General features: G+C 43.0%; 19 protein-coding genes. 15 read left to right on the top strand and 4 right to left on the bottom strand.

What is annotated here, in order from left to right:
- Window positions 1-283: 283 nt before the first annotated feature.
- The 4 genes from ACH10T_RS10705 (at window position 284) to ACH10T_RS10720 (ending at window position 1,944) form a co-directional block, all read left to right on the top strand.
- On the top strand, window positions 284-493 hold the full coding sequence (locus ACH10T_RS10705) for an O-methyltransferase (RefSeq protein ID WP_394809263.1): 210 nt from the start codon (window positions 284-286) through the stop codon (window positions 491-493).
- 170 nt (window positions 494-663) lie between these two features.
- A complete protein-coding gene (locus tag ACH10T_RS10710) occupies window positions 664-918 on the top strand; it encodes a DUF2024 family protein (RefSeq protein ID WP_394809264.1) in 255 nt (84 codons plus the stop codon).
- Window positions 919-1,019: 101 nt separating this feature from the next.
- On the top strand, window positions 1,020-1,535 hold the full coding sequence (locus ACH10T_RS10715; protein WP_394809265.1) for an invasion associated locus B family protein: 516 nt from the start codon (window positions 1,020-1,022) through the stop codon (window positions 1,533-1,535).
- Between the two features lie 64 nt (window positions 1,536-1,599).
- A complete protein-coding gene (locus ACH10T_RS10720) occupies window positions 1,600-1,944 on the top strand; it encodes an arsenate reductase family protein (protein ID WP_394809266.1) in 345 nt (114 codons plus the stop codon).
- A 109-nt stretch (window positions 1,945-2,053) separates the two neighbouring features.
- Here the strand turns inward: ACH10T_RS10720 and rplS are convergent, their stop codons facing one another.
- Genes rplS through rpsP form a run of 4 tightly spaced genes read right to left on the bottom strand, consistent with a single transcriptional unit; the run spans window position 2,054 to window position 4,096 of the window.
- Window positions 2,054-2,488, bottom strand: a complete 435-nt coding sequence (rplS, locus tag ACH10T_RS10725; RefSeq protein ID WP_394809267.1) for a 50S ribosomal protein L19 — start codon at window positions 2,486-2,488, stop codon at window positions 2,054-2,056.
- 24 nt (window positions 2,489-2,512) lie between these two features.
- Window positions 2,513-3,283, bottom strand: coding sequence for a tRNA (guanosine(37)-N1)-methyltransferase TrmD (gene trmD / locus ACH10T_RS10730; protein WP_394809268.1), 771 nt, complete (start codon window positions 3,281-3,283; stop codon window positions 2,513-2,515).
- Between the two features lie 11 nt (window positions 3,284-3,294).
- A complete protein-coding gene (gene rimM, locus ACH10T_RS10735; RefSeq protein WP_394809269.1) occupies window positions 3,295-3,864 on the bottom strand; it encodes a ribosome maturation factor RimM in 570 nt (189 codons plus the stop codon).
- On the bottom strand, window positions 3,830-4,096 hold the full coding sequence (gene rpsP / locus ACH10T_RS10740) for a 30S ribosomal protein S16 (RefSeq protein WP_394809270.1): 267 nt from the start codon (window positions 4,094-4,096) through the stop codon (window positions 3,830-3,832). The genes rimM and rpsP overlap by 35 nt, the downstream gene beginning before the upstream one ends.
- 180 nt (window positions 4,097-4,276) lie before the next feature.
- On the opposite strand from rpsP, the gene ACH10T_RS10745 reads away from it, so the two are divergent.
- From ACH10T_RS10745 to ACH10T_RS10795, 11 genes are all read left to right on the top strand, one after another.
- Window positions 4,277-5,563 carry a (Fe-S)-binding protein gene (locus tag ACH10T_RS10745; protein WP_394809271.1) on the top strand — a complete coding sequence of 429 codons (1,287 nt, stop codon included), beginning with the start codon at window positions 4,277-4,279 and terminating at the stop codon, window positions 5,561-5,563.
- Window positions 5,564-5,674: 111 nt separating this feature from the next.
- On the top strand, window positions 5,675-6,301 hold the full coding sequence (gene coq7, locus ACH10T_RS10750) for a 2-polyprenyl-3-methyl-6-methoxy-1,4-benzoquinone monooxygenase (protein ID WP_394809272.1): 627 nt from the start codon (window positions 5,675-5,677) through the stop codon (window positions 6,299-6,301).
- A gap of 81 nt (window positions 6,302-6,382) precedes the next feature.
- Window positions 6,383-6,946: a YqgE/AlgH family protein gene (locus tag ACH10T_RS10755; RefSeq protein ID WP_394809273.1), complete on the top strand. Its 564-nt coding sequence runs from the start codon at window positions 6,383-6,385 to the stop codon at window positions 6,944-6,946.
- A gap of 12 nt (window positions 6,947-6,958) precedes the next feature.
- Window positions 6,959-7,444 (top strand): Holliday junction resolvase RuvX, encoded by a 486-nt coding sequence (gene ruvX / locus ACH10T_RS10760; protein WP_394809274.1) that lies wholly within the window; start codon window positions 6,959-6,961, stop codon window positions 7,442-7,444.
- On the top strand, window positions 7,425-7,931 hold the full coding sequence (pyrR, locus tag ACH10T_RS10765; RefSeq protein ID WP_394809275.1) for a bifunctional pyr operon transcriptional regulator/uracil phosphoribosyltransferase PyrR: 507 nt from the start codon (window positions 7,425-7,427) through the stop codon (window positions 7,929-7,931). The genes ruvX and pyrR overlap by 20 nt, the downstream gene beginning before the upstream one ends.
- Window positions 7,928-8,887 (top strand): aspartate carbamoyltransferase catalytic subunit, encoded by a 960-nt coding sequence (locus tag ACH10T_RS10770; RefSeq protein WP_394809276.1) that lies wholly within the window; start codon window positions 7,928-7,930, stop codon window positions 8,885-8,887. Before pyrR ends, ACH10T_RS10770 begins: the two co-directional genes overlap by 4 nt.
- Before the next feature lie 11 nt (window positions 8,888-8,898).
- Window positions 8,899-10,173 carry a dihydroorotase gene (locus ACH10T_RS10775; RefSeq protein WP_394809277.1) on the top strand — a complete coding sequence of 425 codons (1,275 nt, stop codon included), beginning with the start codon at window positions 8,899-8,901 and terminating at the stop codon, window positions 10,171-10,173.
- A 71-nt stretch (window positions 10,174-10,244) separates the two neighbouring features.
- Window positions 10,245-12,338: a M3 family metallopeptidase gene (locus tag ACH10T_RS10780; protein ID WP_394809278.1), complete on the top strand. Its 2,094-nt coding sequence runs from the start codon at window positions 10,245-10,247 to the stop codon at window positions 12,336-12,338.
- Window positions 12,339-12,565: 227 nt separating this feature from the next.
- Window positions 12,566-13,330 carry a VacJ family lipoprotein gene (locus ACH10T_RS10785; RefSeq protein ID WP_394809279.1) on the top strand — a complete coding sequence of 255 codons (765 nt, stop codon included), beginning with the start codon at window positions 12,566-12,568 and terminating at the stop codon, window positions 13,328-13,330.
- A 180-nt stretch (window positions 13,331-13,510) separates the two neighbouring features.
- Entirely contained in the window at window positions 13,511-13,630 is a 120-nt protein-coding gene (locus tag ACH10T_RS10790) for a rubredoxin (RefSeq protein WP_394809280.1), read from the top strand.
- A gap of 42 nt (window positions 13,631-13,672) precedes the next feature.
- Entirely contained in the window at window positions 13,673-14,824 is a 1,152-nt protein-coding gene (locus ACH10T_RS10795) for an NAD(P)/FAD-dependent oxidoreductase (protein WP_394809281.1), read from the top strand.
- Window positions 14,825-14,968: the final 144 nt, after the last annotated feature.

Here is a 14,968-nt window from a genome sequence, read left to right on the forward strand (position 1 = left end):
TATACGGTTCCCAGCTATAGATAATTCGGGTATTTGAATTTGGCAGCGGTTACGGTTTTCGGCTTATTGGTTTGCAAGAGCTGTTGGTACTGATGGGTGTGTTATTTGCAGTGACGCTGATGCAATGAATCGTGAACGTGCAGAAAAGTATCTTTCCGCTGCTGCTTTATGGCAATGTATAGAATTCTGTGTGGATAGAGCGCAGGATGTTTTTGCGGACTGATGGTCTATTGATATTTGTTATAACGATGTGGATAAAGGCTATTATCTGGAGATCTGCCGAATGGCCAAGCATCGGATACGTCCCGGCGGGCTATATATTGCTGACAATGTGTTGTGGCATGGCCGTGTAGCCATAAAGAATTGTCAGGATGTCGAGTATGACTCAACAGAGGCGATTGTAGAACATAATCGGCCGATTTTTACTGACCTGGATTTTGATACATTTATTAATCCAACGCGCGATGGTGTCATCGTTGCGAGAAAGAAATAATACGAGCTATATTAAAGAAATGGTAACAAACTGCTCGGATCTTTCGGCAGTATAATTCTCATGGCAGTTTGATAGATTAATTGGTATAGTTAATATATCTCAATTGAAATAGAGCGGGCTGTTACAGCGCGCTTGTTGTTGTAATCCATATTTTTCAAGGAAACAGTAATATGCAAATTCATGTTTATGATACTTATGTTAAAGCTAAAGATGGACATACGATGCATTTCGATGTATTTACAGCTGTAAAGGATGATCAAAAAGCCGTTGAATATGCAAAGCAATGGCTTTCTACAATTGGCGAAGGAGACGCAACGGTCACCAGTAAGGAATGTAGCTTCTGTCATAGCCAGAGCGCACCTGAAAATGTGACCGATGAGATCAATAAGAATGGTTTCTACATCTACAAGATGGAGGGTTGTTAATCATTGTTTGCTGATTGTAAGAAATTTAGATTGAAGATGCTGCATCTTGATTCTGACCATTAACTGAAATCGTATCGACCATCATATTCAAGGTTTCCGAAATGAAGCATAAATTTAGAAAATTAATAATAGCTGGTGCTGTTTTTGCGTTGTGTAACTCGGTTCAAGCCGCAGAGCCCAAATTGATTGGTGAACACGGTGACTGGACGGCCTATATGTTTATGGAAAACAATAACAAAGTTTGCTATATGGTGAGTAAACCCAAGAAATCAGAAGGGAGTTACTCAAAGCGTGGCGATGTGTTTGCTTTAGTTACGCACCGTCCTGCTGAGAAAAGTAAAAATGTTTTTAGTTATATTGCCGGTTATGCATACAAACCTGGCACTGAGGCGACAGTAACAGTAGATAATCAAAGTTTTCGTCTTTTTACTCAGGATGACTCAGCTTGGGCTTCTGATGAAGCAACCGATAATAAAATAACGGATGGTATAAAGCGCGGGAATTCATTGGTAATCAAGGGTGCATCAGCGCGTGGTACGGAAACAACCGATACTTTCGGATTGAGTGGATCATCAGCAGCACATAAGGCAATTTCATCTGAATGTGGCGTGAAATAAGTTAATTTTCTGGGTTTGTACGGAATCTCGAATTTTCCTTGAGTCAATAATAACTGGAAAGTCTATGAGTGATAGGATAGTTATTTATCAGAAGCCTACTTGCAGTAAATGTAGGGCGACATTATCTTTGCTTAAAGAGAGGGGTGAGGAATTTGAATCAATTAATTATTATAAGACTCCCTTAACAGCAGAGAGAATGCGAGAATTGATTCAGAAGCTTGATATACCGGTACGTGATCTTTTACGAAAAGACGAGCCATCGGCGGGAAACTTAAGTGCGGCGACGGACGATGAAATCATCAAAGCGATGGTGGAGAATCCAGATTTGATTCAACGTCCCATCGTCGTGCGTGGTAGCAAAGCCAGATTATGCCGACCACCTGAGAATGTCATGGAATTGCTCAAGTAGCAAGTAGAGAAGAGAGTGTAGAAAAACTATGTCCTTAATAAACGTTAAAGGCTCCGTACAACGTAGCTAAAAAATGTACGGAACCCTACTTGATTACTGTGTGGTACTCTTATACAGCAGTTTCTTTCGGTATATCCGATGAAGTGGAGTCCTGCGCGGGCCGAGTTAGATTTTTACTGTTACCACTGCGAGTAGGTAACTTTTCACGGATACGTGCTGATTTTCCTGCGCGATCTCTAAGATAATAAAGTTTCGCGCGGCAAACCGCACCTCTCCGTTTGATTTCTATGCTTGCTATCAATGGCGAATATGTTTGAAAAGTACGTTCTACGCCTTCTCCGCTTGAAATTTTACGAACTGTAAATGCTGAATTAAGGCCACGATTACGTTTGGCTATCACAACACCTTCGTAAGCCTGCACACGTTTACGATCGCCTTCAACAACACTGACATTAACAATTACTGTATCTCCTGGGGAGAAATTAGGTATTTCTTTGTTAAGGCGTTTTATTTCTTCTGCTTCCAATTGTTCAATTAAGTTCATGTCTTCTTCCCCTATTTGCCGATCTTACCTAGATTTACAGGATTGTTTGAATTCTTCCAAAAGTTCTTCTTCTTCAACTGTCATGCCATGTGCAAATTTTAACTCAAATAAATCAGGCCGTTTTAACCATGTTTTGCCGAGTGCTTGTTGTAAGCGCCAACGACGAATATATGCATGGTTGCCTGACATTAGTACTTCTGGTACATGGCTGCCTTTATATATCTCAGGGCGAGTATAGTGCGGGCAGTCCAATAGTCCATCAGCAAACGAGTCCTGATTTGCGGATTCCGGGTCGCCCAATGTACCTGGAATTTGTCTAACGATACAATCAATTAATACCATTGCAGCCAACTCACCGCCTGAAACAACATAATCACCAATAGAAATTTCCATATCTACTTGACGCATGATTAGGCGTTCATCTATGCCTTCATACCGTCCGCAGAGCAGTATTAACCCCGGGAGTGTGCTGAGCTGTTTGGCCGTTTCGTGATCAAGCCGTTTTCCCTGTGGTGTCAGATAGGCTGTCTGAGTTTTTTCGATACCCAATGCATTTTGTCTTGCCTTAGCCTGAGTGATGGCATCTTCTAATGGCTGTGCCATCATGACCATTCCAGGTCCTCCGCCATAAGGATTATCATCTACTGTACGATAATTGTCGTGGGTAAAGTCGCGCGGATTCCAAGTGTTCAGTCGAAAGATAGCCTTTCTATTCGCCTTTCCTGTTACGCCATATTGCGTAATGGCATTGAACATTTCTGGGAATAATGTGATGACATCGCATTCAAACGCCATTGCTTGTCACCTTAATAGTCTATATCCCAGTCAACTATGATCCGAGCAAGCTTTAAATCAACTTTTATGATAATTTGTTCGATAAAAGGGATGAGTGTTTCTTTTCCTCCTTGATCCATATGCTGTACACGTAATACATCATTCGCGCCCGTTTCAAACAAACCTACCACCTTGCCAAGCACTTTATCTTTTAAATTAACCACTTCAGTACCAACTAAATCTGACCAATAGTAGCCGTTGTCTCCGTCTTCTGGTAAATCGGGAAATTGTTTACGCTGAACTGCTATTTGCATTCCTTTGAGTTTCAAAGCTTGTGTGCGGCCAGTGCATTCCTTGAATTTTGCGTTTAGTATGGTACCGTTAACATGTCCAGTGTCAACTTGCATTTCTTGCCATTCATCATTTTCTTTTCTCAGCCACCATGATGGATATTCCAGTAATCCGTCAATGTGCTCAGTGTAAGGATTTATTTTCACCCAACCATAAATTCCAAAAGGGCCGATAATATGACCCATTATCGCCATCGGTATTGCTGATTTATCTGTTTTAGCTATTTGCTGGAACTTCTTTGTTGGTAACAAATTGTTTGACCAGCCGGGTTGCTGTTGTTGATAGCTGCGCACCCTGGGATTGCCAATAAGCGACCCGATCCAGTTGAACTCGCAATGATTCTTCGCCACCGGTAGCCCTTGGGTTATAGAAACCAACGCGCTCTATAAACCGGCCATCACGTGCGTAGCGGGAATTTGCGACAACCATATTAAAAAACGGACGTTTTTTTGCACCACCTCTTGCCAATCTAATAATAACCATATTTTTGCCTATAAGCCTGTCTATAATTATGAAGCTTGAATTGAAATAACTTTTAATTTTACAGTAGTTTCTGTAATTCTGACAAGTGATAAAATAACCATAGTCATTACGGCTACAAGCTTTTAGTCGACGGAATTAATAAACGCTTTAAGTATACGCTTCTACAGTGGGATTGATAAATTGCTTCCAAAGTTTTCTAAAGATTTTATTATTCATGAATCAAGCCAGTGTGTTTCGTGCGGCTTATGTTTGCCGCACTGCCCAACTTATCGATTGCTGAAATCAGAAGCAGATTCTCCGCGTGGGCGCATTGCTTTGATGAATGGGGTTGTTAATGGACGTATTCCTTTGAATGCGCGATTTATTCTACATATGGATCGTTGTTTAACGTGCCGGGCTTGCGAAGCCGTTTGTCCGAATAATGTTCCCTATGGTCAGTTGATTGATGAAACGCGTGCGCTGATTGCGGATCAGTCAGAGTCTGTGGTAGCCATTCAAAAGTCAGGTGCGCGCAGTGTGCTGGAAAAGCTAATACTTACCCGGCCTACGCGCTTAGATCGTTTGCGTCGTTTGTTCTATTTCATACAGAAAAGCGGTTGGGTGCGATGGCTACAAAAACTGAATCGACTAGAGAAAAATAAATTATTTAAATTTATTGCGCAACTTCCTTTGATTAAGTTTCCCCATATAGCGACTGTGGATGGGAAACGTACTTCGGGTAATCTTTGGCAGAAAACTTATCCTGCGGAAGGCGAGAAGCGTGGTGAAGTCGGTTTGTTTTTGGGATGTGTAGCACGGATAACGGATGTTGCAACATTAAATTCGAGTATTTATGTGTTAAATCGTTTGGGCTATACCGTCCATGTTCCACCGGATCAAACTTGCTGTGGTGCCCTGCATCAGCATAGTGGCGCGCTGAAGCAAGCGGCTTCATTGGCGCAACAAAATAAATCAGTTTTTTCCGGGCTTAAGGTGAATACAATTATCAGTACTGCATCGGGATGTGGCATACAGTTGCTTGAGTCCGGAGTGACGACTGAGCATACTCAGATCGTAGACATCAATCGATTTTTGATTGCAGCTGAAGGATGGAAAAGTGTGGAAATAGCGTCATTGCCACAAAAAATTCTGGTGCATGACCCATGCAGCTTGCGTAATATATTGAGAGATCAAGTATATCCGCACAAATTGATTGAACGTATCCCTGGTGCACAAGTAGTGTCTTTACTAGGTAATGATCAATGCTGTGGTGCTGCGGGGACTTATTTCATAGATCAGCAGGAAATTGCGGATGGATTACTGGAATCCAAGCTATCTGCCGCGATAGATAGCGGCGCTCGATATCTAGTGACTTCTAACATTGGTTGCGCAATGCATATAGCTAATGGATTATATGAGAAAGGAATAGACATAGAAGTGTTGCACCCAGTTACCTTGCTGGCAAGGCAAATGGGTTTGGAGTTATAATAAAAGCCAGTTTTTGTTGGGCGCAGGCAGGTTGAAATTTAAGAATACCTGAATATATACATATCGACCTATAATGGATGCTAAATTTTATAGGTTTACGAAGTGAAGACTATGATTAATATTGATAAGCTTATCATTGGTTTTGATGGTGCCTTGCGTACTCTGCTGACACCAGCGCAAACTTTGCGGTCTGTTCCCGGTAGTGAATTGCCGGAAGTTGAATTGACGGACATGGAGAAACGGCTATCGTGTGCATTAATGCGTGTGAATCATGTGGGTGAAGTCTGCGCGCAGGCGTTGTATCAAGGACAGGGATTAACGGCGCGTAATGAGACAGTGCAGCAAACATTGATGCAGGCTGCACGTGAAGAAACAGAGCATTTGGCTTGGACGGAGCGCCGTATCGCCGAACTGGACGGACGTAAAAGCTTACTCAATCCACTCTGGTATGGCGGATCTTTTGCCATTGGTGTTGTGGCGGGAATGCTGGGAGATAAATGGAATTTAGGATTCCTGGCTGAGACGGAACACCAAGTCGGGGCGCATCTGGCCGGTCATTTGCAGCTTCTCCCGCATAAAGATGAGAAAAGCCGTGCCATTGTGACGCAAATGAAAATTGATGAAGACAGTCATGCGACTATGGCATTGTCATATGGTGGTGCGGAACTGCCGCTGCCGGTAAAGTTCACGATGAAACTTGGATCAAAAGTAATGACCCAAACAGCATATTGGGTTTGAGTGTGATTAAATATTTATAATTTATTGGGCAATAAACAGGAATCAGAGCGATCAAGTGATATGTGAAGAAAAATTTTCTCAATGAAAAATATTAATCTAACACACCATTTTTTAATTGCTATGCCAGCAATGGTGGATTCTGTATTTTCCAAGACTCTGACATATATTTGTGAGCACAATGAACAAGGCGCGATCGGTATCGTTATTAACCGACCCACTGATCTGACGCTGTTCAATCTTTTTAAACAGCTCGGTATTCCGCAGACTGAATCTCTTGCAGAATCACAGCCTGTACTTTTTGGTGGGCCTGTACAATTAGACTGCGGCTTTGTGTTACATCATCCGGTAGGGAAATGGCAATCTACCCTTGTTGTCAATCAAGAAGTAGGGCTCACTACGTCACTGGATATCTTAAAAGCCATAGCGAATGCCGAGGGACCCGATCAAGTGCTGATTGCGATGGGCTATGCTGGCTGGGCTGCGGGTCAAATTGAGCATGAATTAGGACAGAATGCATGGTTAACAGTCCCAGCATCGGCAGATGTGTTATTTGATACGCCATCCGAAGAAAGGCTACCCGCTGCAATGCAATTACTGGGCATTACTAATTGTGCGAGTCTATCCAATGAAATTGGGCATGCATAGATATCATTGCGGATGACAGAAAATTTCGTGGATGCGCAGTCAGAGTATCAGTCACTTGAGCAGCTTCCACAGGGGGCTATATTAGCCTTTGATTTTGGGAAGAGTCGTATTGGCGTGGCAATTGGGAATAACACGCTGGGTATAGCGCGACCCCTCGTGACGATCGATAGCGAAGTGACAGAGCGGCGCTTTGCTATGATTGCTCAATTGATCGAAACCTGGCAGCCGGTTTTGTTAGTGGTTGGCTTGCCCATGAATAGTGATGGGACGGCGCATGAGCTGACACAGTTAAGCCAGCGCTTTGCGCGACGTTTGGCAGGGCGTTTTAACCTCAAAATCATCTTGAAAGATGAACGCTATACGAGCCAAACGGCCAGTGCCGCGTTACGTGAAGCGGGTATTACTGGAAGAAAACAAAAATTAGTGCTGGATCAAGTAGCCGCACAACAAATACTTCAATCATTTTTTGACGAACAGCATGCAATTACCAGACGCTGAGATTTTATTCAAAAGTCTCGCAAAAAAAATACGATCTGATAGGGGTAAGGATTCTGCGCTTGTGGGTATTCACACAGGTGGCGTGTGGCTGGCAGAACGTCTGCATCAGGAGCTAGGGACTACACAGCCGCTAGGGACCCTGGATGTGTCTTTTTACCGCGATGATTTCGATAAAATCGGTTTGCATTCACAGGTTAAGCCATCGGAAATCCCTTTTGAGGTGGAGGGGGCGCATATTATATTGGTTGATGATGTGCTGCATACTGGAAGAACAATTCGTGCAGCAATCAATGAATTATTTGATTACGGTCGGCCTGCTTCTATTAGTTTGGCGACTTTGATTGACCGGGGCGGTAGGGAATTGCCGATTGCTGCACAATATACCGGCATAACGCTTGAATTGCCAGCCGATAAAATGTTGGAATTGAAACGGGAAGAGAGCGGAAAGTTAAGTTTAAATTTGTATGATAAGAGCCTCCCAGAATGATCAACAGGAACCCACAGTTGGATGAGAATGGTGTGCTGCAGCATTTGTTGACAACGGAGGGACTACCAGCTTCCATTTTACTGCATATATTGGATACCGCCGAATCATTTGTGGGGGTCACCGAACGTGATGTCAAAAAAATTCCATTATTGCGTGGAAAATCGATATTCAATCTTTTTTTTGAACCCAGTACACGCACACGAACGACATTTGAAATTGCGGCCAAACGTTTGTCGGCAGATGTCATCAATCTCAATATTGCAGTTTCTGCGCAATCCAAGGGCGAAACACTGCTGGATACCGTCAACAATCTTTCCGCAATGAATGCGGATATGTTCATTGTGCGGCATGCACAGAGCGGCGCTGCGCATCTAATTGCTAAGCATGTCCGGTCAGATATTCATGTGATTAATGCGGGCGATGGGAGTCATGCACACCCAACACAAGCTTTGCTGGATATGTTTACAATCCGGCGCTACAAGCATGATTTTCATGACTTGCGTGTGGCTATTGTCGGCGACATTCTGCATTCCCGAGTGGCGCGCTCTCAGATTCATGCATTGACGACACTGGGCGTGCCGGAAGTCCGCGTGATTGCACCTAAAACTTTGTTGCCAAGAATGGTGGAGCGTCTGGGTGTCCACGTCTATCACGATATGGCTAAAGGACTGAAAGATGTTGATGTGGTGATGATGTTGCGTTTGCAAAATGAACGTATGAAAGGCGCGAATTTACCCAGCCCGGAGGAATTTTTTAAATACTATGGCCTTACTTCGGAGAAATTATCCCTCGCCCGGCGTGACGCGATCGTTATGCACCCTGGCCCGATGAATCGCGGTGTGGAGATTGACTCTGCGGTCGCGGATGGCAAACAGTCGGTAATTTTGCCTCAAGTTACATTCGGTATAGCGGTGCGGATGGCTGTGATGTCAATTCTGGCCGGCAATCAGGTCTAAAGGCTGTCATTATGAAAATTCATATTAAAAATGGACGGCTGATTGACCCAAAGCAGGGCATTGATTCTGTTCAGGATATTTTTATTGCGAAAGGTAAAATCATTGCAATAGGTGTGGCTCCTGATGAATTTCAGCCCAGTCGTGTTATTGATGCTAACTCGTTAATCGTGTGCCCGGGTTTGGTTGATTTGTCTGTGCGCTTGCGTGAGCCTGGATTGGAGTATAAAGCGACACTTGAATCTGAAATGGAGGCGGCGGTTGCCGGAGGGGTAACAAGTTTTGCCTGTCCGCCGGATACGGACCCTCCGTTAGATGAGCCGGGTCTGGTAGAAATGCTGAAACATCGTGCCAAGAATCTTAATCAGGCGCATGTTTATCCCATCGGTGCGCTCACTCAGGGATTACGCGGTGAACGTTTGACCGAAATGGCTGAATTAAACGATGCGGGATGTGTTGTCTTTGGCCAGCCGGATGGCTTGTTACCTAATTTGCGGGTGCTCATGCAGGCAATGCGGTATGCCTCTACATTTGGCTTTAGCGTGTGGCTCCGTCCACAAGAAATTAGCTTGACCAATGACGGTGTTGCACATGATGGCGAAGTGGCAACACGGCTGGGTCTGCCCACAGTTCCTGTCTGTGCGGAGACAATAGCCATATCTAATATTATTTTGTTGGCCAAAGAAACAGGGGTCAGAGTGCATTTGTGCCGGATTTCCAGTGCGGAAGGGTTAACAATGGTTCGCGCCGCTAAGCAACAGGGTTTGCCGATGACTTGTGATGTAACAATTAATCATCTGCATTTATCTGATATGGATATTGGTTTTTTTGATTCGAATTGTCATTTGATGCCGCCATTGCGTGATTTGAGTGATCGCAATGCGCTGCGCAATGGCTTATTAGATGGTACGATTGATGCGATTTGTTCTGATCACGCGCCGGTAGATGAGGATGCCAAATTGCTGCCATTTGGTCAGTCTGAGATTGGTGCAACAGGCGTGGAACTATTGCTGCCATTAACTTTAAAATGGGGTAATGAAATGCGCTTGCCTTTGCTTAAAGTTTTGGCAAAAATTACATCTGATCCATCAGGAATACTGGGAATTGATGCGGGGCATCTATCTGTCGGAAGTGCCGCAGATATCTGTATTTTTGATCCTGATTATTATTGGAAAGTGACGGCATCAGCTATCTTGAGTCAAGGGAAAAACACGCCTTTTATGGGTATGGAGTTACCGGGTGGTGTTAAATATACTCTGGTGAATGGTCATATTGTTTATGAACGCTGAACGACGGGATATCTTGTTTATCCATAAGAAATAACACGATGCAATTTATTTAACTGATTAATTGGAGCAACATGTCAAACCCATTACTTGATTTTTCTGGACTGCCTCGTTTTGCGGAAATAAAGGATGAGCATATTACGCCAGCTATCAATTTTCTGCTGAAAGAGAATCGTACGGTAGTTGAAAAAGTACGTGGAGATAATCATATACCTACCTGGCAAAATTTTGTACAACCCATGGTAGATGCGAGTGAACGGTTGTCGCGCGCTTGGGGGCAGGTATCGCATTTAAATGCGGTGATGAACAGCCCGCAGCTACGGGAAATCTATAATGAGAATCTTCCGATGATTACTCAGTTTTATGCCGAATTGTCTCAAGATTTGCTGTTATTTGAAAAATTTAAGCAGTTACGTGGAAGTGAGGAATTCGATCAACTGACTTCAGCGCGAAAAAGAATTATAGATAATGAATTGAGAGATTTTCGTTTAGGTGGTGCGGAATTGCCATCGGATAAAAAACAGCGATTCTTACAAATCCAAGAAGAGCTATCGAGCTTATCTTCAAAATTTAATGATAATTTGTTGGATGCTACGAATGCTTATTCTTTATTCATCGAGGATGCAGAAACTGTAGCGGGTATCCCGACTGATGTATTACAGGCAGCTAAGGAATTAGCCGAAGCAGATTCCAGAACAGGCTGGAAATTTACCTTGCATATGCCGTCGTATCTTCCGGTGCTGCAATATGCTGATAATCGGGATTTTCGGGGAAAAATGTACCGTGCTTATGTCACGCGTGCCAGCGAGTTTGATGTTCAGGCTGGGCTGAATAAAGACAATATGCTGCTCATTAACAAGATACTAGCGTTGCGCCAGGAGGAGGCACAAATGCTGGGTTATGAGAATTATGCTGAAGTTTCGTTGGCAACAAAAATGGCGACTTCTCCGCAGCAGGTTCTGGATTTTCTCGGAAAGTTAGCGGCTAAAGCAAAACCATACGCTGAGCGGGATCTACAAGCACTCCGGCAATTTGCAGCAGAGAAGCTGGATCTGGCAGAGCTTGAAGCTTGGGATTTAACTTATGCCAGTGAAAAATTGCGTGAAGAACGCTATGCATTTTCTGATCAGGAAATCAAACAATATTTCCCAGAGGATAAAGTGCTGGCCGGGATGTTTGAGCTGGTGGATAAGCTATATGGCATTCGTATCGTTTCTGCAGCGGCTTCATGCAATATTCAGTGCTGGCACCCAGATGTAAAGTTTTTTGATATATATGATGCCAATGAACAATTAATCGGCCAATTTTATTTGGATCTCTACGCACGCCCTACTAAACGGGGGGGGGGCTGGATGGATGACGCCATTACACGTCGGCAAATTGAAAATCAGCAAACAGGAGGTCATGCTATACAAATACCTGTTGCATACCTCACTTGTAATTTCTCAGCACCTGTAACTATTAATCAACAGAGCCGGCTGGCTTTATTTACGCATAATGAAGTGATTGTGTTATTCCATGAGTTTGGTCATGGTTTGCATCACTTGCTGACACAAGTTGAAGATTTGGGTGTGTCAGGCATTAACGGTGTTGAATGGGATGCAGTAGAGCTGCCCAGTCAGTTTATGGAGAATTTTTGTTGGGAATGGGATGTGCTTGCTGGAATGACGCAGCATATTGATACAGGCGAATCGCTACCAAGAGCCTTATTTGATAAGATGCTGAAAGCCAAGAATTTCCAGAGTGGATTGCAGATGTTGCGACAGATTGAGTTTGCACTTTTTGATATGTATGTGCATTTTGATTTCAAGCCAGATGGTGTCAAGACTGTGTTACAGTTACTGAGTGATATCCGCAGAGATGTTGCTGTGATTATTCCACCTGACTTTAATCGTTTTCCAAATAGTTTTGCGCATATTTTTGCGGGAGGCTATGCGGCAGGCTATTACAGTTATAAGTGGGCTGAAGTATTGTCAGCAGACGCCTATAGTTTGTTTGAAGAAACTGCTTCCGATGGTGTTGTCAATGCAGCGACCGGTTCGCATTTCCTTGAAGAAATTCTTGCAGTCGGAGGGAGCCGTTCGGCATTGGAGTCGTTTATCGCATTTCGGGGGCGTGAGCCAGAGTTAGATGCGTTACTGTGCCATAATGGAATGGAAACAGCCTAAACGGGAAGAACTTTAAGTTATTTTTTCGGAATGAATAATCTCATAAAGTACCCAGAGTATTTGTCGTATATTTAAGACTTGATTTTTGATTTATTAAAGGCTTTTAAATCGCGTGTAGTATCAATTTATAGTTGCTCTGGGAAAATAACAGTTTGTGACGGCGCGTATTGAACCATTTTTATAAATGTGGCAAGATCCATTGAATTTTTACTAAAATAAATAAGAACATGATTAATATTATCCGTTCCAAAGTTACTGCTTGTCTGGTGTTAGTTTTATTTTTAACTGGTTGTGCTTCAACGAAAACGAATAACCAGAATGGCCCTTATGATCCTCTAGAACCCATGAATCGCGCCGTTTTTAATTTTAATGAGATGGTGTATGATAATGTTTTTGATCCGGTTGCCAGGGGTTATAAGAAGGTTACCCCAGATCCTGTCGAATTAGTTGTTGGAAATTTTTTCTCCAATCTAAACGATGTGGTGGTGATAACTAACTCTGTTCTTCAATTGAATTACAAGAGCGCACTTGCCAGTAGTGCACGATTATTGATTAATACCACTTTTGGTATATTTGGTTTGATCGATATTGCCAGTGATATCAGTGCAGCAAGTGATATTAATCTTAATAAACGAAATGAAGATTTCGGTCAGACATTGGGACACTATGGTGTCGGCAGCGGGGCCTATATCGTACTGCCTTTGTTGGGGCCAAGTTCTGCACGTGATACGTTTGGACTCGCAGTTGATAGTTTCTTTATGGATCCAGTTACACAAGGGGTAACAGGGGTTTTTATGAAAGATGTTGATTATATTAATGCGGCGGCTCTTCGTTTGCCAGTTGCTACTGTAAGGACGATCAATGCGCGTGCACAGTTTCTTGATGACGATAAAACTCTTGAAGAGGCTGCATTGGATAAGTACGAATTCACGCGTGACGCCTATTTACAAAGACGTACAAGCTTAGTGAACAATAGTAGTGAGGCAAAATAAAAAATACGGAAGCTGATTTTGGTCTTCAGCTATTGCTGACTTTTGAAGTAACCGGACATAGCATTTCCTTATTATAGGCATTGTTATTAGCCGATTAAATAAAGCACATTGATTGATGGAAATTTTCCTAAATCAATGTGCATATTTTTTTATCAATTCAGATAAAGAAAGTGAGAATAGATGAAAAGATTCCAATGTAATATATGCGGATTTGTTTATGATGAATCAACTGGTGATTCAGAGCACGATATTAAAGCAGGTACGCGATGGAAAGATATTCCGGAGATGGACCTGCCATGAGTGCGGAGTGAGTAAAACTGATTTTGAAATGGTGGGGATCTGATGATTAATCCGGTGGTTATTGTAGGAAGTGGATTGGCCGGTTATGCTGTGGCGCGTGAGCTACGCAAACTGAATACCGAGATTCCAATCATTATGGTATCTGCCGATCACGGAGGCTTTTATTCCAAACCTATGTTGTCAAATGCTTTATCATCTGGTAAAACTCCTGAATCTATTTTGAATAGCGATGCTGTTCAGATGGCATCACAACTAAAAATTTCCATCCGACCTCATTGCCGTGTGGCGGCTATTGATCAACCTGGATGTGCAGTGATATTAGCTGGTGGTGAAAAAATATTCTACGATCAGCTGGTTTTAGCATTAGGCGCTGATCAAGTGAGTTTGCCATTATCGGGAGATGGTGTGGCAGAAATATTAACTGTTAACGATCTCGATGATTATAAGAAGTTTCGTGATGCGCTGGCTGGGAAAAAAAGAGTCAGTATTATTGGTGCAGGTTTGATAGGCTGTGAATTTGCCAATGATCTGGCAACTAATGGTTACCATGTGGATGTGATAGATATTAGCGCTCAACCGCTGGGGCGTCTTTTGCCGCCTGCGGGTGGTGTTTTTATACAGCAGAAGCTGGAAGCATCGGGTGTGGTTTTCCATTTAAATGCTACAACACAATCGGTTGATCAAGTGCAAGAACGTTTATGCGTAACGTTTGCTAACGGTGTCTCGATCGAAACCGATATTGTGTTGTCAGCTGTAGGATTGCATCCGCGCACACAACTTGCAGCAGCAGCGGGTATTCAGGTTAATCGAGGTATTCTGGTTAATCGCTTGCTACAAACTCAGTTTAGTAATATTTATGCTTTGGGTGATTGTGCGGAAGTTGAAGGGAAAGTATTACCTTTTGTGATGCCGATTACGCACGCAGCTCGAGCTTTAGCGGCAACACTCTCTGGTAATCCAACCCCGGTCCTGTACCCGGCGATGCCTGTAATCGTAAAAACACCGGCATGCCCAACAGTAGTTTCACCGCCGGATTTTAGTATCAAGAGTGAGTGGTATGTAGATGCTGATAAAGATGGTGTAAAAGCACTTTGTCGGGATGAAAACGGAAATTTATTAGGGTATGCATTATTGGGCGCGGCGACTAAGGAAAAAAATAGTCTTACAACTCAGTTGCCTCCAGTATTGATGTGAAAAGTATTTTCTGTTTCTGACGATCAGTTTTCTAATTGGCTATTAATATAGGCTATGTCATCGTTAGTTAGTGGTGGTAATGTAACCCAATGAATTGGAATAAAATTATCAATTAATGGTTTTTGGTTAGCGACTTGTTTATAA

The sequence above is a fragment of the Nitrosomonas sp. genome (genome assembly GCF_043753625.1).
Taxonomy (GTDB): Bacteria; Pseudomonadota; Gammaproteobacteria; order Burkholderiales; family Nitrosomonadaceae; genus Nitrosomonas.